The 25,717-nt window shown below is 69.2% G+C and carries 25 protein-coding genes; 14 read left to right on the top strand and 11 right to left on the bottom strand.

Translation table 11 applies throughout. From position 1 onward, the window contains the following. Positions 1 to 32 precede the first annotated feature (32 nt). Positions 33 to 1,052 (top strand): GNAT family N-acetyltransferase, encoded by a 1,020-nt coding sequence (locus tag U2P90_RS07365; protein WP_322474404.1) that lies wholly within the window; start codon positions 33 to 35, stop codon positions 1,050 to 1,052. A gap of 4 nt (positions 1,053 to 1,056) precedes the next feature. On the opposite strand, the gene queA is transcribed toward U2P90_RS07365, so the two are convergent. Together queA and U2P90_RS07355 are read right to left on the bottom strand one after the other, a co-directional pair. Continuing rightward, positions 1,057 to 2,139, bottom strand: coding sequence for a tRNA preQ1(34) S-adenosylmethionine ribosyltransferase-isomerase QueA (gene queA / locus U2P90_RS07360; protein ID WP_322474403.1), 1,083 nt, complete (start codon positions 2,137 to 2,139; stop codon positions 1,057 to 1,059). After that, entirely contained in the window at positions 2,123 to 2,689 is a 567-nt protein-coding gene (locus tag U2P90_RS07355; RefSeq protein ID WP_295818705.1) for an NYN domain-containing protein, read from the bottom strand. Before U2P90_RS07355 ends, queA begins: the two co-directional genes overlap by 17 nt. 178 nt (positions 2,690 to 2,867) lie before the next feature. Between U2P90_RS07355 and U2P90_RS07350 the strand changes: the two genes are divergently transcribed. The 4 genes from U2P90_RS07350 (at position 2,868) to glmU (ending at position 7,393) form a co-directional block, all read left to right on the top strand. Further along, entirely contained in the window at positions 2,868 to 4,145 is a 1,278-nt protein-coding gene (locus tag U2P90_RS07350; RefSeq protein ID WP_322474402.1) for an aminopeptidase, read from the top strand. A 163-nt stretch (positions 4,146 to 4,308) separates the two neighbouring features. Beyond that, positions 4,309 to 4,779, top strand: coding sequence for a MarR family winged helix-turn-helix transcriptional regulator (locus U2P90_RS07345; protein ID WP_295818708.1), 471 nt, complete (start codon positions 4,309 to 4,311; stop codon positions 4,777 to 4,779). A gap of 94 nt (positions 4,780 to 4,873) precedes the next feature. Then, a complete protein-coding gene (locus tag U2P90_RS07340; RefSeq protein ID WP_322474401.1) occupies positions 4,874 to 5,830 on the top strand; it encodes a prolipoprotein diacylglyceryl transferase in 957 nt (318 codons plus the stop codon). Between the two features lie 111 nt (positions 5,831 to 5,941). Next, entirely contained in the window at positions 5,942 to 7,393 is a 1,452-nt protein-coding gene (gene glmU / locus U2P90_RS07335; protein WP_322474400.1) for a bifunctional UDP-N-acetylglucosamine diphosphorylase/glucosamine-1-phosphate N-acetyltransferase GlmU, read from the top strand. A 25-nt stretch (positions 7,394 to 7,418) separates the two neighbouring features. Here glmU and U2P90_RS07330 read toward each other — a convergent pair whose 3' ends face one another. From U2P90_RS07330 to U2P90_RS07305, 6 genes are all read right to left on the bottom strand, one after another. After that, the gene (locus tag U2P90_RS07330) at positions 7,419 to 10,127 is read right to left on the bottom strand and encodes an HD domain-containing phosphohydrolase (RefSeq protein WP_322474399.1); all 2,709 of its coding nucleotides are present in this window, start codon (positions 10,125 to 10,127) and stop codon (positions 7,419 to 7,421) included. 93 nt (positions 10,128 to 10,220) lie between these two features. Beyond that, the gene (gene folE / locus U2P90_RS07325; RefSeq protein ID WP_322474674.1) at positions 10,221 to 10,817 is read right to left on the bottom strand and encodes a GTP cyclohydrolase I FolE; all 597 of its coding nucleotides are present in this window, start codon (positions 10,815 to 10,817) and stop codon (positions 10,221 to 10,223) included. A 137-nt stretch (positions 10,818 to 10,954) separates the two neighbouring features. Next, a complete protein-coding gene (locus tag U2P90_RS07320; RefSeq protein WP_295818718.1) occupies positions 10,955 to 12,172 on the bottom strand; it encodes an adenylosuccinate synthase in 1,218 nt (405 codons plus the stop codon). Positions 12,173 to 12,311: 139 nt separating this feature from the next. Beyond that, positions 12,312 to 13,307: a DUF4034 domain-containing protein gene (locus U2P90_RS07315; RefSeq protein WP_322474398.1), complete on the bottom strand. Its 996-nt coding sequence runs from the start codon at positions 13,305 to 13,307 to the stop codon at positions 12,312 to 12,314. A 201-nt stretch (positions 13,308 to 13,508) separates the two neighbouring features. Then, on the bottom strand, positions 13,509 to 13,928 hold the full coding sequence (locus U2P90_RS07310; RefSeq protein WP_322474397.1) for a secondary thiamine-phosphate synthase enzyme YjbQ: 420 nt from the start codon (positions 13,926 to 13,928) through the stop codon (positions 13,509 to 13,511). Between the two features lie 34 nt (positions 13,929 to 13,962). After that, complete coding sequence (locus tag U2P90_RS07305) at positions 13,963 to 14,823, bottom strand: intradiol ring-cleavage dioxygenase (protein ID WP_322474396.1); 861 nt, start codon at positions 14,821 to 14,823, stop codon at positions 13,963 to 13,965. 224 nt (positions 14,824 to 15,047) lie between these two features. Between U2P90_RS07305 and U2P90_RS07300 the strand changes: the two genes are divergently transcribed. From U2P90_RS07300 to U2P90_RS07285, 4 genes are all read left to right on the top strand, one after another. Further along, positions 15,048 to 16,406 carry a DUF4403 family protein gene (locus tag U2P90_RS07300; RefSeq protein WP_322474395.1) on the top strand — a complete coding sequence of 453 codons (1,359 nt, stop codon included), beginning with the start codon at positions 15,048 to 15,050 and terminating at the stop codon, positions 16,404 to 16,406. Between the two features lie 191 nt (positions 16,407 to 16,597). After that, complete coding sequence (locus tag U2P90_RS07295) at positions 16,598 to 17,212, top strand: NUDIX hydrolase (RefSeq protein ID WP_322474394.1); 615 nt, start codon at positions 16,598 to 16,600, stop codon at positions 17,210 to 17,212. Then, complete coding sequence (locus U2P90_RS07290; protein WP_380103594.1) at positions 17,209 to 17,832, top strand: IMPACT family protein; 624 nt, start codon at positions 17,209 to 17,211, stop codon at positions 17,830 to 17,832. Before U2P90_RS07295 ends, U2P90_RS07290 begins: the two co-directional genes overlap by 4 nt. A 121-nt stretch (positions 17,833 to 17,953) precedes the next feature. Continuing rightward, a complete protein-coding gene (locus U2P90_RS07285; protein WP_322474392.1) occupies positions 17,954 to 20,791 on the top strand; it encodes a hypothetical protein in 2,838 nt (945 codons plus the stop codon). 3 nt (positions 20,792 to 20,794) lie between these two features. Here the strand turns inward: U2P90_RS07285 and U2P90_RS07280 are convergent, their stop codons facing one another. The 3 genes from U2P90_RS07280 to U2P90_RS07270 are packed head-to-tail and all read right to left on the bottom strand — an operon-like array spanning position 20,795 to position 22,602. Continuing rightward, on the bottom strand, positions 20,795 to 21,277 hold the full coding sequence (locus U2P90_RS07280; RefSeq protein WP_322474391.1) for a hypothetical protein: 483 nt from the start codon (positions 21,275 to 21,277) through the stop codon (positions 20,795 to 20,797). Positions 21,278 to 21,313: 36 nt separating this feature from the next. Beyond that, positions 21,314 to 21,754 carry a hypothetical protein gene (locus U2P90_RS07275; RefSeq protein ID WP_322474390.1) on the bottom strand — a complete coding sequence of 147 codons (441 nt, stop codon included), beginning with the start codon at positions 21,752 to 21,754 and terminating at the stop codon, positions 21,314 to 21,316. Positions 21,755 to 21,807: 53 nt separating this feature from the next. Beyond that, complete coding sequence (locus U2P90_RS07270; protein WP_322474673.1) at positions 21,808 to 22,602, bottom strand: GGDEF domain-containing protein; 795 nt, start codon at positions 22,600 to 22,602, stop codon at positions 21,808 to 21,810. Positions 22,603 to 22,762: 160 nt separating this feature from the next. Here U2P90_RS07270 and ispF point away from each other — a divergent pair, with 160 nt between their 5' ends. The 5 genes from ispF to U2P90_RS07245 all read left to right on the top strand — a co-directional run bounded on the left by ispF (position 22,763) and on the right by U2P90_RS07245 (position 25,713). Continuing rightward, positions 22,763 to 23,257 (top strand): 2-C-methyl-D-erythritol 2,4-cyclodiphosphate synthase, encoded by a 495-nt coding sequence (gene ispF, locus U2P90_RS07265; protein WP_322474389.1) that lies wholly within the window; start codon positions 22,763 to 22,765, stop codon positions 23,255 to 23,257. After that, positions 23,254 to 24,000, top strand: coding sequence for a metallophosphoesterase (locus tag U2P90_RS07260; RefSeq protein WP_322474388.1), 747 nt, complete (start codon positions 23,254 to 23,256; stop codon positions 23,998 to 24,000). Before ispF ends, U2P90_RS07260 begins: the two co-directional genes overlap by 4 nt. Next, positions 23,997 to 24,455, top strand: a complete 459-nt coding sequence (locus U2P90_RS07255) for a tRNA (cytidine(34)-2'-O)-methyltransferase (protein WP_322474387.1) — start codon at positions 23,997 to 23,999, stop codon at positions 24,453 to 24,455. The genes U2P90_RS07260 and U2P90_RS07255 overlap by 4 nt, the downstream gene beginning before the upstream one ends. A 425-nt stretch (positions 24,456 to 24,880) precedes the next feature. Next, complete coding sequence (locus U2P90_RS07250; protein WP_322474386.1) at positions 24,881 to 25,123, top strand: hypothetical protein; 243 nt, start codon at positions 24,881 to 24,883, stop codon at positions 25,121 to 25,123. Then, entirely contained in the window at positions 25,120 to 25,713 is a 594-nt protein-coding gene (locus U2P90_RS07245; RefSeq protein ID WP_322474385.1) for a DUF2087 domain-containing protein, read from the top strand. Before U2P90_RS07250 ends, U2P90_RS07245 begins: the two co-directional genes overlap by 4 nt. Positions 25,714 to 25,717: the final 4 nt, after the last annotated feature.

Below are 25,717 nucleotides of genomic sequence, written 5' to 3'. Positions count from 1 at the left end.
AGCCGGACGACGGATGCCTTCACGCTCCGGATGTGCTGCACTCACCTATGGTCGATCCCAGCTCCGTCCTGACTGCACCGCCCGCTCTCCCGGAGGGCCTCCAGACACGTCCGGTCGGCCCGGATGACCGTCCAGCGCTGGCCGCCTTCCTGAGCGCCGCGCACCCGGACTCCCCGCTGGCGGTGGCTGATCTGGAACGTCACGCGGCCTTCCGCGTCCCCGGCGAGCCGCACTGGCACGTGCTGGCCGAGCGTGACGGCGTGATCGTCGGCGTGGCCGAGGCCGGCATTCCGCGCATGGACGGGCACCCCGGCTGGCGGCAGGTCAGCGTGACCACCCACCCACCGGACGCCGCGCTGCTGGACACGCTGCTGGGTCACGCCGAGGCGCAGGCCATCGCCTCCGGGGGTCATACGCTGGTCGCCGGTGCCCGCGAGGGCTGGTGGGAGGTGCCGCTGCTGGAGGCGCGGGGCTACGCCATCCATGACCACATGTGGCCCAGCGTGCTCGACCTGACCACGCTGGACGTCGCGCGCTTCCGCCACTTCGAGGAACGGGCCGCCGCGTCGGGCGTGACCATCCATCCCCTGCCGGCACTGGGCGACATCTTCACGGACGAGGCCATGCAGCGCCGCCTGTACGGCCTGATGGGCGATCTGCTGCGCGACATCCCCACCACCACACCGGTCAGCGTGTGGCCCTTCGAGGTCTGGCAGCACCGCTTTCTGGGCAACCTGAAGCACCCGGAAGGTGTGTTCCTGGCGGTCTCGCCGCAGGGCGAATGGGTCGGCATCAGCGAACTGCACCACGCCATGCCCGCGCGGCCCGGCACAGTCATGATCGGCCTGACGGGCGTGCAGACCGCGTGGCGGCGGCACGGCCTCGCCTACGCCCTGAAGCTCGCCGCCGCCCGGTCTGGACGGGAGCGCGGCTTCACGCACATCTTCACCGGCAACCACAGCCGCAATGCCCCCATGCTCGCCATCAACGACGCGATGGGCTTCGTGCGCGAGCCGGCGCGGCTGACGCTGACGAGAGGGGTGGGCGGCTGATCCCTCAGCCCCGCGCGTTCTCCAGCAACATCGCGTCGCCCAGGGAATAGAAGCGGTAACCATGCTCCAGCGCATGGTCGTACGCGGCGCGGATCCGCGACTCGCCCGCGAAGGCGGCCACGAGCAGCAGCAGGGTGCTGCCCGGCAGGTGCAGGTTCGTGATCAGCAGATCGGGCACGTGCACCGGCGTGCCGGGCGTGATGAAGATGCGCGTGTCGCCCTCGCCGGGCTGCACCTGCTCGCCGTCCCACGCGCTCTCCAGCGTGCGCACCGTGGTGGTACCGACCGCCACGACGCGCCGGCCCTGCGCTCTGGCGCGGTTGATCGCGTCGGCCGTCCCGGCACTGACCGCATACCGCTCGGCGTGCATGACGTGCTCGCTGACCGCGCCCGTGATGGGCCGGAAGGTGCCGGCTCCGACGTGCAGGGTGACGTGGGTGCGTTCGATGCCCATGTCGTCCAGCCGTGCCAGGAGCTCTGGCGTGAAGTGCAGCCCGGCAGTGGGGGCAGCCACACTGCCGGGCGTGCCGGCGTACACCGTCTGATAGCGCTCGCGCCACACGTCGTCGCTGTCGCCCGCGTCGATGTACGGCGGCAGCGGCAGGCGGCCGATGTCGTCCAGATGCGGGGTGATGTCGTATTCGAAGCGCAGCAGGCGGGCACCGTCGTCGAGCTGCCCCACGACCTCGGCGCGGTGTGGCCCGAGGTACAGCACGTTCCCGGCGCGGCGGGCGGGTTTCAGGTACGCGCTCCAGACGTTCGGCCCGAGTTCCGGCACGGCTTCCTCACGGAGCAGCATGACCTCGACACTGCCGCCGCCGTGCCCGAGGTCATCCACGGGCTTGCGGGCCATGACCCGGGCCGGAATCACGCGGCTCTCGTTCCACACCAGCAGGTCGCCGGGCCGCAGCAGCGTGGGCAGGTCGCGGAACACGTGATCCGTGACCGTCTCCCCCACCACCATCAGGCGCGAGGAGTCGCGGGGTTCGGCTCCCGTCTGGGCGATGCGCCCGGCGGGCAGGTCAAACTTCAGGCGGGCCAGGACGGCGTCTGGACTGTCCCTGGACGGCTCAGGGCTGGAGCTCATCGGTGCTGCCCTTCGCGCCGCCGTTCTTCACGCGGGCGGGCATCAGGGCCCCCTCCAGATCCGGCAGGTGCGTGAACCGGTCGGCAGCGTCAATCAGCTTCTGGGCGGTGTGCTCGCGGAACGAGATCACCTCGACGCGCTTGCCGCGTTCCTGCAACACCTCGACGATGTCGGTGAAATCGCCGTCGCCGCTGCCCAGCACGATGATGTCCATCGAGTCCATCATGCGGATCATGTCGGCCACGATGCCCATGTCCCAGTTGCCCTCGTAGATGGGCTTGCCGCCGTCGGTGACGTGGTGCAGCGTGAGGTTCATGCGGCGCACCTTGAAGCCCAGGGTGGAGAGCTTGTAGATAAAGGGCCGCGCCGTCGCCTCGCCCTCGCGCTCGACGGTGTACGAGATGGCGTGGACGAGTTCGCGGTCACGGGTGGCGGCCTTCAGGATCGTCTCGAAGTTCACGGTGCGTTCGAGCAGGTCGCGGGCGGAGTGGTAGAGGTTCTGGGTATCGATGAACACGCCGACACGGGGCCGGGACACGACGTACTGCATTGGGGATCTCCTGTTGGGTGGGCACGACAAATCGGGGGCAAAATGGGGAGCTGGACGAAAGGCGCCGGGCACGCACGTGGCGGGCCAGCGCAGGCGAGTGTAGCACCGCCGCCCCGCGACTCCGGGAACGTCAAACAAGCGCCCGGCCCCGTGGACGGCCGGACGCTACCCTAGCGGTATGACGAGTGACCGGCAGGCAGCGCTGGCAAGGGCGCAGGCGGCATACGACGAGGTGCGGGCCCGGGGCCTGAAACTGAACATGCAGCGCGGACAGCCCTCCGACGCGGATTTCGACCTGAGCAATGCCCTGCTGGGCGCCCTGGGCGACACCGACGTGTCCATGGACGGCATCGACCTGCGCAACTACCCGGGCGGCGTGGCGGGCCTGCCGAGTGCCCGGCGGCTGTTCGCGTCGTACCTGGACGTGAAGTCCGAGAACGTGATCGTGTGGAACAACGCGTCGCTGGAACTCCAGGCCTTCGTGCTGACCTTCGCGCTGCTGCACGGCACGCGCCACAGCACCGGCCCGTGGGTGCACCAGCGCCCGAAGATGATCGTGACCACGCCCGGCTACGACCGGCACTTCCTGCTGCTCCAGACCGTGGGCTTCGAACTGCTGACCGTGGACATGCAGGCAGACGGCCCGGATGTGGACGCCGTGGAACGGCTTGCGGCCAGTGATCCGTCGGTCAAGGGCATCCTGTTCGTGCCCACGTACTCGAATCCGGGCGGCGAGACGATCAGTGCCGCGAAGGCCGCGCGGCTGGCGGGCGTGAAGGCCGCTGCCCCCGACTTCACGATCATGGCCGACGACGCCTACCGCGCCCACCACCTGGGCACCGCCGACGACACCGTGAACTTCGTGGCCCTGAGCCGCGACGCAGGTCACCCGGACCGGGCCTTCGTGTTCGCCAGCACCAGCAAGATCACCTTCGCCGGCGCGGGACTGGGCTTCCTGGCGACCAGCGAGGACAACGTGAAGTGGGTCTCGACGTACCTGAACGCCCAGAGCATCGGGCCGAACAAGGTCGAGCAGGCCCGGCACGTGAAGTTCCTGGAGGCCTATCCCGGCGGCATCGAGGGCCTGATGCGCGACCACGCCGCCCTGATCGCCCCCAAGTTCAGCGCGGTGGACGAGGTGCTGCGGGCCGAACTGGGCGAGGACGGCACCTACGCCACCTGGACGACCCCCCGGGGCGGCTACTTCAGCTCGCTGGACACCGCCCACCCGGTCGCGTCGCGCGTGGTGCAGCTCGCCGAACAGGCCGGCGTGAGCCTGACCCCGGCGGGCGCCACCTACCCCGGCGGAAACGACCCGCACAACCGCAACATCCGCCTGGCCCCCACCCGTCCTCCGCTGAGCGAGGTGCACACGGCCATGCAGGCGGTCGCGGCGTGCATCCGCCTGGCGACCGAGGAGTACCTGACCGCGCGGAACGCGGCACCGTCCGCGTGATCCCCGGCCGGCGCCGGACGCCCGCCGACCCGGGGGACGTGTGGCGTGTTGTGAACGGTGTATACAGCGTCCACACGTCCAGCACAGCAGATCTTCATTCACGTGCCGCCTGACTGACCGGTCGGACTTGACCGGGCCGCCCCCGAAACGCACCATGGCAGGGATGCCCAACCGATACGCCGGTACGGAAGAGGATCGCGCGGCTCTCGACGCCTACGTGAAACTCTGGCGTGCCGCGCACGCGGTCGAGGTGGCCGCCAACCGGCATCTTGCCACCTACGGCCTGACCGTCAGCCAGTTCGCCGTCCTGGAGGCGCTGTACCACCTGGGGCCGCTGAGTCAGCGCCAGCTGTCCGACAAGATCCTGCGCTCCAGCGGAAACCTGACCATGGTGATCGACAACCTGGAGCGCGACGTCCTGGTCAGCCGGGAGCGGGTGCCCACGGATCGGCGCGTCATGCGCGTGACCCTGACGCCGACCGGACAGGAGCTGATCGGCCGGGTGCTGCCGGAGCATGTGGCCGGCATCCGCGAGATCTTCGCGCTGCTGCCGCCGGATGACGTGACCACCCTGGCTGACCTGACCCGCGCCCTTGGCCTCGCGGTCGCGCAGCGCGACAGCAGCGACCGCTGAGCGCCGGACAGCGGGCCGCTCACCCGGCCCGGCGCCGGGCCGGGGGCTGTCCGTGTGAACCCACAGGATCAGGCCGTACACTGGGCGGCGACTTATGAATCCTGTCTTTCTGAACATCGGTGGCTTCACCATCGCCTGGTACGGGGTGCTGATCACGCTGGGCATCGTGGCCGGCGTGTGGGTCGGCACCCGGCTGGCCCGGCAGCGTGGCCTGAACGTCGACCTCTTCAACGACATGATCCTGTGGATGATCGTGTGGGGGCTGGTGGGGGCGCGGCTGGTGTTCGTGGCGACGTCGTGGCACCAGTTCGAGAACATCCCCTTCCCGCGCATCCTGCTGGACATCGTGAACCTGCGCTCGGGCGGGATCAGCATCCACGGCGGCCTGATCGGCGGCATCCTGACCATCATCTACTTCGCCCGCAAGTACCGTTTCGACTTCTACCGCTACGCCGACCTCGCCGTACCCGGCGTGGCCTTCGGCGTGATCGGCGGGCGCATCGGCAACATCATGAACGGCACCGATACCGTGGGCCGCGTGACCGGCTGGCCCATCGGCTTCCGCTGGCCCGATTCGGCCCGCGCGTTCCATGAGGGCATGTGCGTCCCCAACCCGAACCCGGATCTGAACCTCGCGCAGTACTGCCAGACCATCGGCGGGCAGGTCGTCATGACCGCGCCGGTGCATTTCACGCAGATGTACGGCGTGATCATCGGGATCATCCTGTCGGTGGCGGCGTACTTCTGGCTGCGGTCACGCAAGTCCGGGTGGGCGTTCTGGCAGTTCTGGCTGTGGTACTCGATCCTCCGGGCCGGCTGGGAGGAGACCTTCCGCCTCAATCCGCTGCTGCCCAAGGCGTACCTCGATCAGGGCCTGAACGCCTCCGGTATCGGCCTGTTTACCGAGACGCACCTGATCTCGATTCCGCTGATCATCGTGAGCGTGTACATGCTCGTGCGCCTGCGCCACCGCCCGGACGACCGCGCCGCCGACACCGGGCAGTTCGTGACCCCGGACGGAGCCAGCGCCAGAGTCCCCGCCAGCGCCTAGGTTCTGCCCCAGCCCGCCGCCCATGAAAGGTGCGGCGGGTACACTTTGTCCGGATTACGCTCTGTCCGGATCACACGCTGTCTGGATATACACTTTCTCTGGAGACACACAATGACTGCAACTGACCGTCCGCTGGACGTGGTGATCCTGGCCGCCGGGCAGGGCACCCGCATGAAATCCTCGCTGCCCAAGGTGCTGCATCCGGTGGCGGGCCGCCCCATGGTGGCGTGGGCCGTGAAGACCGCGCAGGAGCTGGGGGCCAGACAGGTGGTCGTGGTGACCGGGCACGGAGCGGCCCAGGTCGAGGCGGCCCTGGCGGGCAGCGGCGTGGTGTTCGCTCGCCAGGAGCAGCAGCTGGGCACCGGGCACGCCTTCCTGTGCGGTCTGGACGCCGTGCCCGACCACACCAGCGCCGACGTGCTGGTGCTGTACGGCGACACGCCGCTGCTGCGCGTGGAGACCCTGCGCGACCTGCTGGCCGACCACCGCCGCCGGGGCAGCGCCTTTACCGTCCTGACCGGCGAACTGCCGGATGCCACCGGCTATGGCCGGATCATCCGCGACGCCGCCGGCAACGTCGAGCGCATCGTGGAGCAGAAGGACGCCTCGCCGCTGGAGCGCACCGTGCGCGAGTTCAACAGCGGCGTGTACCTGATGGACGCGCGCGCCTCGGAACTGGCCCACCGCATCACGAACCACAACGCCAGTGGTGAGTACTACCTGACGGACCTGCTGGCCCTGTACCGCGCCGAGGGCGACGAGGTGCACGCCTTCCGGCTGGCCGACCCGGCCGAGGTCATGGGGGCCAACGACCGCAGCGGGCTGGCCGAGGCCGAGGGCATCATCCGGCAGCGCATCACGGGGATGCACATGCGCTCGGGCGTGACCATCCACATGCCCGAGACGGTGTACATCGAGGACACCGTGATCCTGGGCCGCGACGTGACCCTGGAACCCGGCGTGATCCTGCGCGGGCAGACCACCCTGGCCGACGACGTGGTGGTGGGCGCGTACTCGGTCATCACCGACAGCGTGCTGGACGCCGGCGCGGTCGTGAAGGCGCACAGCGTGCTGGACGGCGCCCATGTGGGTGCGGGCAGCGATGTCGGGCCGTTCGCCCGCCTGCGGCCCGGCACGGTGCTGGGCACTGGCGTCCACATCGGGAACTTCGTGGAGACCAAGAACGCGCAGCTCGCGCCGGGGGTCAAGGCCGGGCACCTCGCGTACCTGGGCGACGTGACCGTGGGCGAGGAGACGAACGTCGGAGCGGGCACGATCGTCGCCAACTACGACGGCGTGAACAAGCACCGCACCACCGTGGGGGCCGGCGTGTTCATCGGCAGCAATTCCACACTGATCGCGCCGCGCACGGTCGGGGATGCGGCTTTCATCGCCGCCGGCAGCGCCGTCCACGACGACGTGCCCGAGGGCGCCATGGCCGTGGCCCGCGGCAAGCAGCGCACCATCGAGGGCTGGTCGCGCCGCTACTGGGGTGGCCTGCGCGAGCAGGTTCAGCTCAAGCTGCCGTGGCTGGCCGGGTGGCTGGGCCGCCAGGGAGGCTGAGCGCCCCCACGCCGACCGGTGCCGCTCAGCCCACCCGGTGAAAGTGGGCGGTGCCGGTGGGCAGCGGCGGGGCCGCCTCCGGCCCCACGCCGTCGCCCACCACCTGCACGAACAGATCCGTGAGCTGCGGATCGAACTGGGTGCCCCGGCCCTCGATCAGGATCGCCATGGCCTGGGCGTGGCCCATGGCCTTCTTGTAGGGGCGTTCGCTGGTCAGGGCATCGTAGACGTCGCACAGGGCAAAGATGCGGGCCAGCAGCGGGATGTCCTCGCCGGCCCGGCGGTCGGGATAGCCGGCGCCGTCCCAGCGTTCGTGGTGGTGGCGCACCACGGCGTGGGCCTCGGGGTGCAGGTACGGAATGCGGGCCACCAGTTCCGCACCCAGTGGGGCGTGCTGCTGCATGACCTGGAATTCTTCGGGGCTCAGGCGGCCGGGCTTGAGCAGCACACTGTCGGGAATGCACAGCTTGCCGATGTCGTGCAGGGTCGCGCCGTGTGCCAGGGCGGTCAGGCGCTCGGGCGACAGGCCCAGCGCCTGCCCCATGCGGGCGGCGAGAGCCCGGACGCGCTCGGTGTGACCCTGGGTCTCGAAGTCGCGGGCTTCCAGGGCGACCCCCAGCGTGTTCAATGAGGCGTCCAGCGTGGCCCGCAGATCCGCGACGTGAACCCCGCGCTCCAGAATGCTCACGCCGATGCTGGCGAGCATGCCGGCCAGCGCCTCCTCGGCGGGCTGGAAGGCGTGGTGGTGACTGCGCAGCAGCGTGAGCACCCCCAGCGGTCCGCGCTCGGGCGAGATCAGCGGCACGATCAGCTGGGCCGCCCGGTGATCCTCGCTGATCGCCCGCACATCCACGGTCACGCTGCTGCGGATGGAATCGATGCGCAGGATCCGGCCACTGGCCAGCGCGTCCCAGACCGGCTCGTCGTCGCGCGGGACGACATGCACACGGGGGGTGGTCGAGACGCCCCGCGACATACAGTGCACCAGGGTGTCCAGCGCAGGGTCATAGCGCAGCATCGCGCCGTGCGACGCATACATCAGCTCGACCGCCACCTCGACGAGGTGCTGCTGAGCCAGGCCATCGTCGGTGCCGACCTTCGCGTGCAGCTGGGCCAGCAGGTCGAACTCGCGCCAGCGCTGCTGGAGCTGCAGCAGCGCCGCGATCTGCTGCGCGAAGGACTCGGTCTCGCTGATCACCTGGGGGGTGAAGGTGTCGGCGCTGCTCAGCGAGTCCAGATTCAGGTGTGCGACCACCTCGCCGGCCAGTTGCACCGGCACGCACAGGGTGCTGCGCACGGGGGCACGCGACTCGAGCAGCATGAGCCGCTGCGAGCCGTCCGGCAGTGTGGAGGAGATGACATGCTGGCCGGCCCCCTGCACCTCGCTGCCCCGCAGGACACGCGGCACGCCGCGACGCCAGTCCTGTACGCTGCCCCGGTACCACTCCAGCTGGGCATGGTCGGTAAAGCGCGTACCGACCAGTCCCGGCGGATGGCCCTGGGTGGCGACCAGCCGGAACGTGGTGCCGTCGCGGATGTTCAGGCTGCCGGCCTCCACGCCCTCGACGGTCGACACCGCCAGCCGCAGCAGGTCGTGCCAGTCGAGGTCGGTCAGGGCGCGCCGCTGGGCGAGCAGGCCCACGGTCGTGCGCTGCGCCTGCCACAGGGCGTAGCGGGGCCGCACGACCGGGCGGCTCTCGGTCGGGGTCGGGGACCGCCGGACGGAGGGCCGTCCGACGACCACGCGGTTGCGGCCATTGGTCTTGGCGAGGAACAGCGCCTCGTCGGCGGTGTGCAGCAGGTCGCCGGGCTGGTGGCCCGCCTGGCGGGTCGCCATCCCCGCCGACAGACTGAGGTGACCCCACGGCGCGTCGCCGGCCGTGGCGAAGGTGCCCAGCAGCGTCTCGATCCGCGCCGGGGCATCGGGGAGGTCGAGCAGCAGCGCAAAGGAATCGCCGTTCAGGCGGAAGCCGCAGCCTGGATAGGTGTCCCGGAGCACCTGGGCGACGTAGCGCAGGGCGCGGTCACCGGCCGCGGTGCCATAGGTCTCGTTCATGCTGCGGAAGTGGTCGACATCGAGCAGCACCAGATGGCCCCCGACATCGAGCTGCGCCAGTTCATGATCGAAGCGCCGACGGTTGCCCAGACCGGTGAGGTCGTCCTGCATGATCTGCTGCCGCAGTTCGTGCTGCATGTACAGCAGGGCCAGCCGGGCATGGATCACGCCCATGCACATCAGGAGGGCCAGCACGTGCATGGCGAGCATGCCCACATACACGCCCTGTCCGAAGCTGCGGCCCTCGGGCGTCAGGACGATGCCGACGACGAGGCCGAGGAACGGCACCGGTGTCAGCCACAGGGTGCGGGGACGGATGGCCGCAGGATTCAGGTGGGGCTGCATCATGGTCGACAGCACGACCACGCTCCCCAGATCCAGCAACGCGATCGGGAGGGTCTTGTCCCCAGCCATCACCAGGACGGCCGCCGCCGGCAGACCGACCAGACTGCCCTTCCATGGGCCGTAGCGCAGGACGATCAGGACGATGGGCACGAACCCCAGGTGGAACGTGCGTCCATCCACGGGAATGCCGTAGATCACCAGCGTCACGGCCGTGATGGCGGCCAGGCCCAGCCGCACATACGACGCCGCCCGACGCTGCGCCACCGGCAGCTCACGGTAGGTGAGGCTGGCCAGGAAGGTGCAGGTGATCAGGAGGCAGAGGTTCAGTAACATGAGAACGATTACATGATGGCCACGAGGCCCTGACATTCGTCTCACATCCTGGAGGTCAAAAGACGTATTAACCACACCGCCCGGCCGGAACGGTCAGCGGCTGCGCAGGGTCACCTGGATGGCGCTCATGAACTCGGCGCGGGTGCGGGGGTCGTCCTTGAAGGCGCCGCGCATGGCCGAGGTCGTCGTGCTGGAGTTCTGCTTCTGTACGCCGCGCATGGCCATGCACAGGTGCACCCCCTCCATCTGTACGGCCACGCCCTGGGGGGACAGCAGTTCCTGCACGGCGTCCGCGATCTGCGTGGTGATGCGCTCCTGCACCTGCAGGCGGCGCGAGTACAGATCGACGATGCGGGCAAACTTGCTCAGCCCCAGGATCTTCCCGTCCGGGATGTAGGCGATATGCGCCCGGCCGTAGAACGGCAGCATGTGGTGCTCGCACATGGAATAGAACTCGATGTCCTTGACGATCACCATCTCGCTGCCGTCGGCGGCGAACACGGCGTCCCCGACGGCCTCCTGCAGGGACTTGGTGTATCCGGCGGTCAGGAATCCCCAGGCCTTCGCCACGCGGTGCGGAGTTTTCAGCAGACCCTCGCGCGAGGGATCCTCGCCGATGGCCGACAGCCACGACTCCGTCAGGTCGCGCAGGCCCGGCACCTCCTGCTTCTCGTCGGCCGCGCTGATCATGGGTTCGGTCGTCACGATGTTCCTCCCTGTCACCCCGGTGTCACATGAAGCCGGGATGAATATGAATGCCGCGAGTGTAGGTCACCCCCACCCGCGGCAATTGTCAAATCGCTTTCATGAAGCCCGGCCGATCGGGTTCAGCGCCAGCTGACCTCGCCGTAGGTCTGCTCGCGGGCGGGCCCGGCAGAGAAGATCACCACGGGGCAGTTCACCGTCTCCTCGATGAGGTCGAGATACGCCTGTGCCTCGGGAGCCAGCGTGGCGCGGCTGGTTGCTCCGTCGGTGGTGGCCCAGCCCTTCATGTGCCGCATCACGGGCTGCCCGTCCGCGTCGTAGCCGGTGCAGACGGGCACGGTGTCCAGGCCCGCCAGGACGTCCATCTTGTTGATCACCAGACCGTCGAGGCCGTTCACGTCCACGGCGTACTTCAGCAGGTGCAGGTCGAGCCAGCCCACCCGGCGCGGGCGGCCGGTCGTCGTGCCGTACTCGTCCCAGGGCTGCGAACCGTCGCCGCGCAGGCGCAGGATGCCCGCGTCGTCCAGCACCTCGGTCACGAAGGGGCCATGACCCACACGGGTGTTGAAGGCCTTGGCGACCCCATAGACCTTGTGGATCGCCTTGTGGTTCACGCCCGCACCGACCAGGATGCCGCCCACTGTGGGGTGCGAGCTGGTCACGAAGGGGTAGGTACCGTAGTTCAGGTCGAGCAGGGTGGCCTGGGCTCCCTCGAACAGCACGTTGCGGCCGCCCTTGATCGCCTCGCGCAGCTGTGAGCCGGTGTCCTGCACGAAGGGCAGCAGCTGCTCACGCACCGGGGCCAGCCCGTCCAGTCCGTCCTGCACGCTCGCCCAGCCGGCCTCGCGGGTGCTGTTGGGCTTGGCCTCCAGCAGACGTTCCAGGCGTTCGGACAGCACCGCGTCGTCCGCGAGATCCCCGAAGCGGATGCCCACGCGCCGCGCCCGGTCGGCGTAGGCCGGGCCGATGCCGCGCCCGGTGGTGCCCACGAAGTCCTTGCGGCCATCGACGTACTTGTGGTGCGGCAGCACCAGATGTGCCCGGTCGCTGATCCGCAGTTCCGGGTTCAGGCCCGCCGCCATCAGGTTGCGGCGTTCCTCCAGGAACTTGTCCGCGTCGATCACCATGCCGTCCCCCAGGATCGACACGGTGCCCTCGTGCAGCACGCCGCTGGGCAGCAGGTTCAGCTTGAAGGTCTGCCCCCGGGCGGTCACCGTGTGCCCGGCGTTCGCGCCGCCCTGGTAACGCACGATGAACTCTGCTTCCGGCGCAAGGAAATCCGTGATCTTTCCCTTGCCCTCGTCGCCCCACTGAGCACCAACAATTGCAATTCCAGGCATTTCAGCCCTCCGGCCGCGCGCGCAGACTTGCTCTTCCTCGCCACAGGGCAAAAAAAAACACGGCGCACAGCACCGTGCCTCAGCTTAACCGAAGTGGGCGGGCGCGGGTGAGGGTTGTGCATAACGGGTGCCACCACAATCAGCGGAAGATCGCCAGGAAATATAGAAGGGCCTTCAGCCAGACCGGCATGGAGTTCAAGGCGTCGTTGGCCAGAGGACTTCCCGCCGCTCTCCCCTGGTGAAGCAGACGGAGGGCACGCCGGAAGCGCAGCGACGACAGGGCAGACAGGGCCAGCCGTGCACGAATATCTTGGTCGTAGGGGGCAAGTACCTGGGCGCGCAGCAGCGCCTGCTCCGCTTCGGCCGTCTTCCCATCACCGAGGGTGGAGGCCAGTCCGGTGAGTCCACGAACCGTTTCCTGCACCGCCAGCGATTCCTCGTATTTTTGCCGCGCGCCGGCGGCGGCGTGTTCGAAATGTTCGAGATAGTGGGCCTCACACGTCAGCACGGTCGCCAGCAGACGCTCACGCTGGGTCACGCTGAGCTGTTCGTGTTCGGGACGTTTCAGAAAAGCATGTAGCGCCTCAAGACTTCCGCCCCACTCCGGTCTGAGCGCGTCAATCTGTGCCTGCCGAAGGCGGAGGCTGGTCGGACAGCGTTCGACGGACTCCAGGTAGCCGTCCCAGGTATCTCCAGAAAAGATCGTGTTGAGGTTCAGCCGCAGCGCCGCTGCAAGAGAGGGTTCCCTGGCACACCGCATCGCATCGTGCAGATGAGCACTCGCGGCCTCACAGGCCTGGGCTACCAGCGGCCAATTCTTCTGCGGAACATCCTTCGCGAGCCTGTACGTCCGGAACCACCATGCCTTACCGGCCAGGTGCATCCCCATGGCCAGGTGAGCGGCGTAGGACTGTGGATAGCTCTCCACCCACGCCTCTAACCGCGAACGCAGCGCTGGTTGGTAATTCCCGAAGGGAGCGATGGCCTTCGCCAGAACCTCCTCGTCTTTCTCGCGAGCCTCGTACTGCTGCTGAAGGCCATTCAGTGCGGCGTCGAGGAGACCGTACTGTCTGGCTTTCAGCAAGTGCAGAGAGAGCCGGGCATCAGGTGTCTGGGCGGTCGTGGCAGTGGTCACTATCCTCAAAAGTTAACGAATGTCCAGCCCGTGTTGGGCTCGTATCTGCACCCCTGAAGGGGTGGGGCGACTGAGACGCCGATGTGCACGACAACGACCGTGACCTGAACCGAACTGATTTCGAAACTGTTGGCGCAGCACAATGTCATCCCCGGTACGTCAATGCGGCGCCACTCTGTAGGTCATTCCAGTCACTGTGACCTATTCGCCCATCAGCGTCAGCACCAGCCGTCTCGGGCCGCCGTGGTCGCGGTGCTCACACACGTACACGCCCTGCCATGTGCCCATCGCGAGGCGACCGTCCCGCACGGGCACGCTCACGCTGGACCCGAGCACGCTGGCCTTGATGTGCGCGGCCATATCGTCCGGCCCCTCCAGGGTGTGCTCGAAGTCCGCCCAGCCGTCGGGCACGGCGTGGTTGAAGTAGGTCTCGAAGTCACGCCGCACGTCGGGAGAAGCGTTCTCGCTGATGGTCAGGCTGGCCGACGTGTGCTGGATGAACACATGCAGCACGCCCACGCGCACGCCCGCCAGTTCCGGCAGGGCCGAGACGACCTCGCGCGTGATCAGGTGGAAGCCGCGCCGCACGGGCTTCAGGTTCAGGTCGCGCTGTGTCCACATGGGGGCAGGGTAGCGTGCCCCCACGCGGCTGCGCTCAGCGGGCCAGACCGACCGTCAGGGTCGCCGTATACCCGGCGCTGGTGCTGCCGGTCATGGTGGGCATCTGGGTACTGGAGCCGTCGCTGAAGATGTTGTCGCTGGCGAGCGAGATCCGCGACAGGTTCGACGTGCTGGCCGAATAGCCGCTGGTGGCGTACACCGCCTCGCAGGTGGCCTGCGGCAGCGCGAGCTGCGAGGTCTGGATCTTGTTCGACGCATTCGTGGCGCTGGCAAGCGTGGGATACACCTCGAAATGGATGTGCGGCCAGCGGCCCGCGTAACAGCCGGGCACCACGGTCTGGAAGGTCACGGTACCGTCGCTGCCGCTCTCCTGCACGCCACGCAGGTAGTCCTCCCCGACGATGGCCGACGAGTACATCGAGTAGTTGCCGTCGGCGGTGCAGTGCCACAGATAGACCGCGTAACCGCTCAGGGCCGCGCAGCTGGCATTCGTGTTCACCAGCCTCAGCACCACGGTCAGCGGCACGCCCGCAGCGGTGTTCCCGGTGCTCAGGCTGGTGCGCAGATCCTGGCGCACGATCCCGCTGCGCGTCAGCACGTTCAGCGACTGTCCCGACGCCGCGCTGCCGTCGGCCGGATACGGCCCGGCGGTCTCGCTGGGGATCGCAGCGGGGCACTCGGCGGTGCCCGTGGTGCCGCCGATGGCCGGAGTGGTCAGGGCCGCGCTGCCGCAGCCGACCAGCAGTCCGATCCCGAGCAGGCCCAGGCCCAGCACCCGGCGACGATCCAGCACAGACTTGCCCAGCATGGTCTGGTCGGCCTGCAGGCCCAGGTTGTTCAGGTCGTCGTGGTGGTCGTGGTCGTCGGCGGGGTAGGGCGTGATGAGCTGTGTCATGTGGAAACCTCCGGGTGGGGTGGACGCGCCGGCCACTCCTGGCGCTGGAACAGGTGTACCGGCGCGGAATGGATGTTCCATGCAGATGGTGTGCAGGATCACCGTAGGCCTCATGGCCACACCCGCCGCCTTTCGTCTGACGCCGGGCGTCTGGTGCCTGCTCTACGCTGCGGGACGTGCCTGTGTCCCTGCGCCCTCTCATGCCGGTCGTGTTGACTGCGGTCATGTCTGCCCCTGCCCTGGCGGCCCCCTCGACGCTGGCCGTGCCGGTCACGGTGCCCCTGGCGGGCGTGCAGGTGGCCGCGAACGCCCGCGTGCCCGCCGAGTTCGCCCGGCTGGAGGAGACGCGCAGCTACCTGGGCGGCCTGCTCAGCGTGAAGCTGTCGGGCACGGTCACGCGGGCGGGGCACGTGAGCGTGCAGCCGTCGGAAGACGGTGCGGGGCTGGTGGTCAGCGTACCGATCCGTGCGGCCTTCCGCGCTGGGCCGGGTGGATCGGGGGCCGTGCTGGCCCGCGACTTCGGCGGCGAGGCGACGGTGCGCCTGACCGTCACGCCCACCGTGACCCCGGCGTGGGAGGCGGGCGTGCGCGTAGAGGGCACGGCCCGTTGGACAGATCCGCTGGCGGTGGAGCTGGCCCCCGGCGTGCGGATCAGCGTGCAGTCCCTGGTGGAGTCGCAGGTGCAGGCGCAGCTGGACACGGTCGCGGCCGAGGTCGAGCGGGCCGTGCGCGAGGGCGCGAATCTGCGCGGGCGGGCGCAGGCGCTGTGGGCCCGCGGCCAGCAGCCGTGGACACTGCCCACCCCGGAACCCGCGACCGCCCTGGTCACCGGCCGCACGCTGGCGGTCACGCCCCTGCGGGTCACGCCCGATGCCCTGAAGCTCACGCTGGGGGCCACCTTCGATCTGGCGGTGAACCTGGGCCGCGCCGCCCCGCTGACCGCCCCGGCCGCCCTGCCCCCGCTCACCGTGGGGCCGGTGCCCGCGTCCGGCGTGCGCCTGAGCGTGCCTGCCCGCCTGCCGTGGCCCGACCTGTCGCGGCTGGCGACGGCGTATGCCTCGGCCCGCACGGTCACGCTGCCGGTGCCCACCAGCCCCACCGTGCGCGTGCTGGACGTGACCCTGACCCCCTCCGGGCCGCGCATCTCGGCCGCCGTGCGGGTGCAGGTACGCGGCCCGCTGGGCCTGACCGTCCGGGCCACCGCCGACGTGAGCGGCACGCCCGTGCTCGACGACGCCGGGCACGTCCTGACCCTGCAAGACGCCACCGTCGTCACGCGCCGCGAGGGCCTGACCGGGCGCGTGGTCGGCTGGCTGGCCGATGCCCGCGCCCAGGCCTATCTGCGGCAGGCCGCCCGCGTGGAACTGGCCCCGCTGCTGGGCCGCGCCCGTGCCCAGGTGCAGACCCGCCTGCCCTTCACCCCCGTCCCCGGCGTCTCGCTGTCCGGCACCGTGGGGGAGCTGCGCCTGAGCGCCTTTACCGTCACGCCCGCTGCCCTGGTCGTGACCGCCGACGCCGCCGGGACGCTGGCAGCGCGGGTGGATGTGGCGGCGCTACCCGCGTCGGGGGCGGGAGGGCGGTAACGTCGCGGGCGAACCCCTCTGCTGCGCAGCTCTGCGAGTCCGCCCCTCCGGTGCACCTCCCCTGGGGGGGAGGCAATGATGTGCTCGTTGGCTCCCCTTGACTCGTAGAGCCCGCAGGGAGGGGAGCTGGCTGCGTAGCGGACTGAAGGGTTATTCCGCAGCCCCCACGGCCCATGCTCTAGCCTGTACCCATGAGCGACCGACCCGAGTCCACGCCGCCAGCCGAGCACCCGAACTGGCCCGCCCTGGTCGAGGACACCGCGCAGCCGTGGGAAACGCTTTCCAGCCGGGCGCTGGTGTCGGGGATGCGCTCCGTCCACGAGGATCTTGTGCGGCTGCCGGGCGGGGTCGAGACCACGTACCAGTACCGGCAGCGCGGGCCACGCGCCGTCTTTGCCCTGCCGGTGACCGCCGACGGGCAGGCCGTGCTGATCCGCCAGTACCGCTACCCGCTGCGGGCCACCGTCACCGAGGTCGTGGCGGGCGGGATCGAGGCCGGCGAGTCCATTCTGGCCGCCGCGCAGCGCGAGGTCGCCGAGGAGGTCGGCGGCCAGGGCGGCGAGTGGATCGCGCTGCCGGGCTTCTACCCGCAGCCGAGTATCAGCGGCGTGGTGTTCTATCCGTTCCTGGCGCTGGGTGTGACCCTGGGCGACATGACCCACGAGGACACCGAGACCATCGAGCGTGTGGTCGTGCCGCTGCCCGAGGCGTACCGCCGCCTGGAGGCCGGCGAGATCCACGACGGCCCGAGCAGCCTGACGCTGTTCCACGCCCGGCGCGTGCTGGAAGACCGGGGCCTGCTCTGAGCGCAGACGCCCCGGCCCCGCTGCCTGCCCCCTTCACCACGCTGGCGGCCCCGCACCGGCACGACGCCGTGGTCAGCAACTCCGAGTTCCTGGCCTTCGCGGCGCGGGCCGACACGCCGGACGACGCGCTGGCGCAGCTCTCGGCCCTGCGAGAGCGCTACCCGGACGCCACGCACCACTGCTGGGCCTACGTGATCGGCCCCGCGTACCGCTTCCACGACGACGGCGAACCGGGCGGCACGGCGGGCACCCCGATCCTGCGGGCCATCCAGGGGCAGGGCGTGGATCACGTGATGGTCGTGGTCGTGCGGTACTACGGCGGCGTGAACCTGGGCACCGGCGGCCTGGTGCGGGCCTACGGCGGGACGGCGGCCGAATGCCTGCGGACGGCCCCGAGACTGGAGATCCGCCCCCGGCAGGCCGTGACGGTTCACGTGCCCTTCGAGCACGTGGGAGCCGTGTACCACGCACTCGACACCTTCGACACGGTGCGCGGCGCAGAGGACTACGGCGCAGACGGCCTGAGCATGACCGTGCAGCTGTACCCGGACGATGTGGACACCTTCACGGCCACCCTGCGGGACGCCACACGCGGCGCGGCCGTGACCTCGCTGTCCTGAACAGCTGGGGCCTGCCCCGCACGGTGGTCTGCACCAGATCTTCATACAACCGTCATGACCTGCCGGTCACCCCCACCGACCGGTTTCGTCCGGGGCCGCAGCGCTACACTCGGGCCATCCAATGACCGCCAGCACTCCTCCCACAGAGTTGCGGACCCTGGGCGACCTGCACCTGGGCGCATTCCGTAAGGTGAAGAGCCTGCTCATGCTGGCCTACGTGGCGCTGGAAGGCCCCACGCCGCGCCGGGACATGCGCACGCTGCTGTGGCCACGTGCGCGGCAGCCCGAATCCAGCCTGCGCGTCGCGCTGTACGTGATGCGTGAGGCTGCGCCCGGTGCCCTGGAAGGCGAGGATCGCCTGGAGACGGCGGTGTCCTGCGACGCCACGCGCCTGCTGACCCTGCGCGGGCAGGAGGCGCTGGACGCCTATCCAGGCGCGTTCCTGGCGGGCGTGAAGGTGGGCGATGTCTCGCCGGATTTCGAGGACTGGGCCGAGGACTGGCGTACCCGGCTGGCCCGACACGTGCAGTCCGAGGCCGCCACGCTGGCCGAGGCGAGCGACCCCGCCCACGCCGCCGCCCTGGCCGAGCGGGCGTACCGCATGCCCGGAGCGCCGCCTGCCGAACCGGAACTGCTGCGCCGCCTGCTGGCCGTGACCCTGCCCGGCAGCGCCCTGGAAGCCGAACTGCGGGCCGAACTGCACGCCCTGACCGGCCCGGACGATGAACCGGCGCCCGCCCCCGTCAGGGCGGCCACCCGCAGCGGACGCATGCTGGGCCGCTCCGAGCCGCTGGACGCGCTGCTGGCGTGGGCCGCCCGGCCCGGCGGCGTGGTCGCGGCGGTCAGTGGCCCCGGCGGTATTGGCAAGAGCACCCTGAGCCGCGAACTGCTGCGCGAACTGACCCGCACCGGCCGCAACGCCGTACTGGTCGATGCCGAGGGTGCCCGCAGCAGCGCCGACCTGCTGCCCCGGCTGGCCGCTGCCCGCGCCCCCGGTCAGGCCGTGCAGGGCACCTGGGCGGGGCTGGCCCCGCTGCTGGGCGACGCCCCGGTCATCCTGCTGGACGGTCTGGACGACCTCGACGACCTGACCCTGCTGCTGGGCACCCTGCGCCGCGAGCTGCCGGGCGTGCGCTGGGTGCTCACGGGCCGCCGCCGCCGCCTGGGCCAGCTGGCCCGCCCCGGCCAGCCCGACCTGGGCGACCTGCTGACCCTGACCCTGAGCGGCCTGGACGTGCCCCCACCCGACGCCGACCTGCCCGAGATCGCCGCCAGCAGCGCCGTGGCCCTGTTCCTGCGCGAGGCCGCCCGCGTGCGCCGGGAGTTCACCCTGACCCCCGGCAATGCCGGCGTGATCGGCGGCCTGACCCGCCGCCTGCTGGGCCACCCGCTGGCCCTGGCCCTGGCCGCGTCGTGGCTGCGCGTGGAAAGCCTGGACGATGTGTACGCCCGCGTGCTCACAGAGGCCGCCACCCTGAGCAGTCCCGGCGGCGACCACGACGGCCGCCGCGGCCTGATGCTCGTCGCGCAGCGCTCGTGGGAGCTGCTGAGCCCCGGCGAGCAGGACGCCGCCCTGCGCCTGGGCGTGTGCGCCGACTTCGACCCCGCCGACGCCCCCGCCCTGGGCGTGACCGACACCGATCTGGACGGCCTGCTGGCCCACTCCTTTCTGGAGACCTACCAGCCGGGCAGCGAGCGGTTGCGCGTGTACCCGGCCCTGACCGGCGTGCTGACTGCCCAGGCACAGGCCCACCCGGAACTCGCCCACGCTGCCCGCACCGCCCACGCCCGGCACTACCTGACATGGTTCACCGCCCAGGCCCCCGAGAGTCCCCCGGTCGATGCCGAACGCGGCAACCTGCGGCTGGCCGTCTCCAGCGCCATCCGGGACGGCACGCTGAAGGCCAGCACCGTCGATCATCTGCTGGCCCACTACGACCGGCGCGGCCTGCTGGGCAGCGGCACCGACGTGTTTGCCGTCCTGGCCGATGAGGCCGAGGACGCCGGGGCACCTGACGATATCCAGGCCGCCACGCAGATCGCGTGCATGTGGCTGGCCTACCGCTCCGGGCGGCTGCTGGATGCACAGACCCTGGCCGCCCGCTTTCTCCAGGGGCCACTCGCGAACGATCCGGCCAGCCGCATGAAGGCGCTGAATACGCTGGGAAGTGTCCGTGGGCAGCAGGGGCAATATAAAGCCGCTGTTGAGCTACTCCAGCAGGCCCTCACAATAGCAGAGCACTTAGGCGACCGAGTCAGAGTGATAATGTACCGGACGAATATACTTTCCCACCTCGGGTTTGGTGATGATATAGAGCGAGTCCGTCAAGAAATGGCTGCCATTGAATCGCAGCTCTCCGAATTTTCGGATGTGTTCAGCACATCAGTCCGGCGATTGCTTATCCAAACAGCCATGCACTTGCCAGACGCCGACCTTGACGTCCTGTCATCCGAAGTTTCAAGAATTCTAAAGAAATTTGAAGGTACAGGCGACCTAAATAATTTTCTTATCTGCCTTACTTATGAAAGTTATATCAAAATGAATCAAGGAAAGATTCGGGAAGCTCAGGCGATTAATCTGCGATTAGAGAATATGTTAAAAAGCGTCGAGGATCCTGAAATTGAAATTGATCTTGCCCTTCTTGAAACCAAGCTCCTATATGCCAGAGGCCGCGCATCGGAGGCCAGACTCCATGCAAAAAGAATGCTGAAATTGATTTTTGGAAGCAGTAATCCTTGGGATACAGTCGAGCTCTTCATGATTACCGCCCTAGATATCCACTCTGAAGATCCCGTAAATGTGAGGGCGTTTGCAGCTTCGATTGCACATAATCAGAATACCCATTTTAGCCATAGATGGCGGGCGAAGGCATTAGCAGGCGAATACACTGCTCAGCCAAGCCTACTGGATATTGATGCCCTCAGAGCATGGCTTGAACATCGACTAAACTCCTTATAGTGTTCATGGACCAAGACTAGGGCCAGGAATTTCCACACCATCCGGTGACTCGACTCCCGGAGTCGGCATTCCAAAATATGCCGGCTCAAACATTGTCGGATGATTACCTTTCTTGACCTTTTTATGGTCATCCTGCACGTAGTAGAGAGGCCATCCATTACAGATTACCTGATCCCAGTCTCTACTTCCACCACCGGTTCTTGCCTGAGATGTGATAGTCAATCCAGCGGGCACAACATCGATAGGTGAGGGCACAGGAATATATCTGTCAATGAACTTCTGAGTGTATTCGGGCCACACCGGTGAGAAGGGTACGGCATAGGACGGAATGTTCGAATAGGCATCGGCCAGCGGCGCAAAAAAGTACAGGGGATATTCCTTACCCTCGGCAGATATACCGTACAGGTAGTTTTCATTCTGAATGATAGCTTTAAAGGTCATCGGTGGTTTGTTCTTGCCAAGTTCCGCATCGCTACGATCCGTCATACACCCTCCCGTGTTATTGCAAAGTACTGCCTTATCTCACGGCCCCTGCCCTGCACACCCCTGACCTCCCAGGGGAAGCACCTCCACGCGCAGTTGTTCGAACTGGCTCTCGATGATTCCGGCGGGCCGCGTGCCAGGGCGGTCGAGCAGGCACACATACACGGGCCAGCCCTGGTACGTCAGCTGATCCCAGGAGCGCAGGCCGCCCGGATCGCGTGCCCGCGTGCCAAAACGGTGCAGCAGGGGCTCAGGCAGCGTGGCCGGGGCCAGGGCAGGCACCGGCGAGTAGCGGTAGATCAGGAGCTTCAGGTGCTCGGGCCACTGCGCGGCAAAGGGGATGACCTGCCCGGTCAGGACGGCACCTTGCAGGGGGGCGTAGCGGTACAGGGCCAGCGGGCCGCGCACGGTGGTGCCCATGACGCACTCGCCGCTGACATGCAGCCCGGTCAGTTCCGGGAGGGTGGGCAGATGTCTCACGCGGCCTCCTGCCGGAAGGACAGAGCGGAGGGCGGGGGGTGGCGGGGGGTGGGTCACAGGCCCAGCCAGTGGCGGGGGGGGCGGCCGGAGTCCGGCGTGCTGGCGTCGCGCTCGGTCGTGCGGGGCCGGGCGGTTCGGGGCGGCCGGTCGCGCTTGCGTTCGCCCAGCATGACATCGGCGTGCAGGATCAGGTGCTCGATGGTGTTGCCGTGCTGCGGGGCCTCGGCCCGCCCGATGCTGACGCCCACGCCGTCCATCCCCAGCCGCCGCGCCGCCTGCCGGAACTGCTGCTGCATGTGCTCCAGCGGGGCGACAGCAACGAGCCGTGGGGTGTGGATCAGGAATTCGTCGCCGCCCAGCCGGTACGCCCGGCCACCGGCCTGACGGGCCGTGGCACACAGCAGGGTGCCCAGGGCACGCAGGACATCGTCCCCGGCGGCGTGGCCCAGGGTGTCGTTCACGACCTTGAAGTCGTCGATGTCCAGCAGCACGACGCTGCCGGGGGTCTCGGTGCGCAGGTCGTGGTGCAGGGCGCGGCGGTCGAGCAGGCCGGTCAGGGGATCGGTGTGGAACTCCTGCACGTCCTCGATGGTGGCGATCCGTGCCCCGCCGGGCAGCGTGGCGACCGTGACCCGGCACAGGGGCGTCTCTCCCCGCAGCGTGGGCACGCGCAGCGTGTGGGGGCCGTCGTCCCACGTGGCGGCCGTGTCCGGCAGGGCACCGGGCGCAAAGGTGCGCTGGTACGCCAGATTGGGCTGGGGATCGGTCGAGGGCGCAGCCCACAGCCGGGCCGGCCAGTACAGGGCCGGGTGCGGCAGGTGCTCGAACACGTCGTCGGGCGGGAACATGGTCACGTGGGGCTCTCCCTTGGGCCGCGTGGGGGTCGCTGGGGTGGGCGGCACCGCTGATCTGTGGGCAGCGTGACAGGGGGGGCATTAGCGGGGCGTTAACACGGGGTCACAGATGGGGTTCGGCGTGTGGCTCCGGGCGGTGCCCTATCCTCGCGCCATGCTCTCTCCCCTTCCCTACCGCATCGGCTACGGCGAGGACGCCCACCGGCTGGAGGCCGGGCGGCCCCTGATCCTGGGCGGCGTGCCCGTGCCGGATGCCCCCCACGGCGCGGTGGCCCACAGCGACGGCGACGCCGTGCTGCACGCGGTCGCCGACGCGCTGCTGTCGGGGCTGGCGCTGGGCGACATCGGGCAGTACTTCCCGGACACGGCGGCCGAGTGGCACGGCCTGGACTCGCGGGTGATCGTGGCGCGGGCGCTGGAGCTGGTGCGAGAACGCGGCTACGCGCCGGTGAACGTGGCGCTGGTGGTCACGCTGGATCGCCCGAAGCTGGGGCCACTGCGGGCCGACATTGCCCGCCGCGTGGCGGCGCTGCTGGCCCTGCCCGACACCGAGGTCGGCGTGAGCTTCAAGACCTCCGAGGGTCTGGCCCCCGCCCACGTGCAGGTGCGCGTGACAGCGCTGCTGGCCCGGACGGAGACCGCCGGGTGACCGCCCACGCCGCGCCGGGCTACGACATCGTCGGGGACGTCCACGGCTGCCTGGACGAACTCCTGACCCTGCTGAACCGGCTGGGCTACGGCTGGGACGGAGCGGTGCTCACGCCCCCGGCGGGGCGGCAGCTCGTGTTCGTGGGCGATCTGGTCGACCGTGGGCCAGAGGTGGTGGGAGTCGTGCAGTTGGTCATGGGCAGCGTCCAGTCCGGCGCGGCCCTCAGCGTGCGCGGCAACCACGACGAGCGGCTGGCCCGTGCCCTGGCGGGCGAGGCCGTGAAGGGGTCAAGGTCGCTGGACGTGTCGCTGGCACAGCTCGCAGACGTGTCGGTTCAGGAGCGCGACGAGATCCGCCGCGTTCTGGGCACGCTGCCGTCCCGGCTGGAGCTGGACGGGGGCCGCCTGCTGGTCGTCCACGCCGGGGAACAGGCGGGTGATCCGGCCACGCGGGAGCACTTCAACGTGTGGGGAGCACACACGGGCCGGGTCGGGCAGGACGGCGTGAAGGAGCGCGTGGCGTGGGTGGGCGGGTACACCGGGTCGGCGCTGGTCGCCTACGGACACACGCCGGTGCTGGCCCCGGACTGGCACGGCCATACGGTGAACCTCGACACGGGCGCGGTCTTCGGCGGGCACCTGACCGCGCTGCGCTACCCGGAGCGCCAGACCGTCAGCGTTCCGGCGCGGCGGGCCTACGCCTCGACCGCCCACTGGCGTGCCCTGACCGGCGTCCCGGCATGACGCCCCTGCTGCACGTGGTGCTCTTCGAGCCCGAGAAGGCCGGGAACGTGGGCAACGTGGCCCGCACCTGCGCCGTGCTGGGGGCCGACCTGCACCTGATCCGCCCCTTCGGCTTCCACCTGCACGACCGCGAATTCCGCCGCGCCGTCATGGACTACCTGCAGGGCGTGACCCTGCACGAACACGCCAGCTGGACGGCCTTCCAGGCCACCCTGAAACCGGGAGACCGGGTCTTCGCCTTCAGCACCCACGCCACCGCCCTGCACACCCGCGCCGGCTTCGTGCGCGGCGACTACCTGCTGTTCGGCCCCGAGTCCCGTGGCCTGCCCGCGTGGCTCCGGGATGCCCTCCCGAAACTGAAACTGCCCCAGCCGGGAGGGGGCCGCAGCCTGAACCTGTCCGTGGCGGCGGGCGTGGCCGCCTTCGAGGCCGGGCGGCAGATCGAGGGGTGGTGAGGCGGCGTAAGAACCCCTCAGTCCGCTACGCGGCCAGCTCCCCTCCCTGCGGGCTCTACGAGTCAAGGGGAGCCAACGAGCACATCATTGCCTCCCCTTGAGACGCGTGATGTGCAGTAGAAATTGCACCGTGATAGTCGCGCTTTCTGCTCCCTCCCTCCTTGTGGGGGAGGGTTGGGGAGGGGGGTGGCGGGCGAAGCTCGCCCTCATGCTGGACGCCAAATCTCCATTCAGCCTCCACACGGCCGACTCTTCCTTGCCTCCCCCCCAGGGGAGGTGCCCCGGAGGGGCGGACTCGGAGAGCTGCGAAGCAGAGGGGTTAGCCCGTTAGCCCGCAGCGTCACCACTCTCCCCCACCCCACGCCATTCGGCTCATTTCGATGCCCATCGAATCTTGTACCGTGATTCGAGGAGGATCGAATCGTATGGATGAACTGCCGTCGGCCACTCCACAGCACCACATGAACGCCCAGTACCGCAGGGTCATGGACGGTCTGCTCTCGAATGCCGAGCGGGATGTGCGACTCGCCCGCGCCGCCGGCGACGCCCACGCGCACGCGACGGCCAGCGCCCGCTTCGAGACGCTGAAGGCAGCGCTGGGCATCTATGCCGGCAGCCACCGGGCCGCGTATGGCACATATCCCTGGCCGCAGGGCGACCAGCCATGAGCAGCGACGTGAACGCCCGCGCCGCCGTGTTCCGGGCCCTGTCGCACCCCGCCCGCCTGACCCTGCTGCGCCTGACGTGGCACGAACCGCTGGCCGGCGACCACCTGGCGCGGCTGATGAACCTCGCGCCGGCCACGGTCAGTCACCACCTGGCACAGCTGGTCGAGGTCGGGCTGATGACGGCGCGGCAGGACGGGCACTCGCGGCGGCATGGCCCCGATCACGCCGCGCTGGACGCGACGCTGTCGGGGCTGATCCGGGGCGACGCGCCCACGCCGCCGTCGGCCGATCCGTACCGGGACCGGGTGCTGCGCTCGTTTCTGAGAGACGGCAAACTGACCACCATCCCCGCACAGCTCAAGAAGAAGACGGTGGTCATGCACCACCTGGGCACCCTGTTCGAGCCGGGCCGCGCGTACCCGGAGCGGGAGGTGAACGCGGTGCTGGGCGAGCTGCACCCGGACGTGTTCACCCTGCGCCGCGAGATGGTCGGCATGGGCATCCTGACGCGCACGCGGGGCGTGTACCGGCGCGTCATACCGGACAGTCCCGCCACCGGGGACGAGGCCGGTGACCGGCCGGTAGAGTGACGGC

It is taken from the genome of Deinococcus sp. AB2017081, from assembly GCF_034440735.1.
GTDB classification, from domain to species: Bacteria; Deinococcota; Deinococci; order Deinococcales; family Deinococcaceae; genus Deinococcus; species Deinococcus rufus.
The sequence above is the reverse complement of the archived record's forward strand: the minus strand, read 5'-3'. Positions and strand labels throughout refer to the sequence as shown.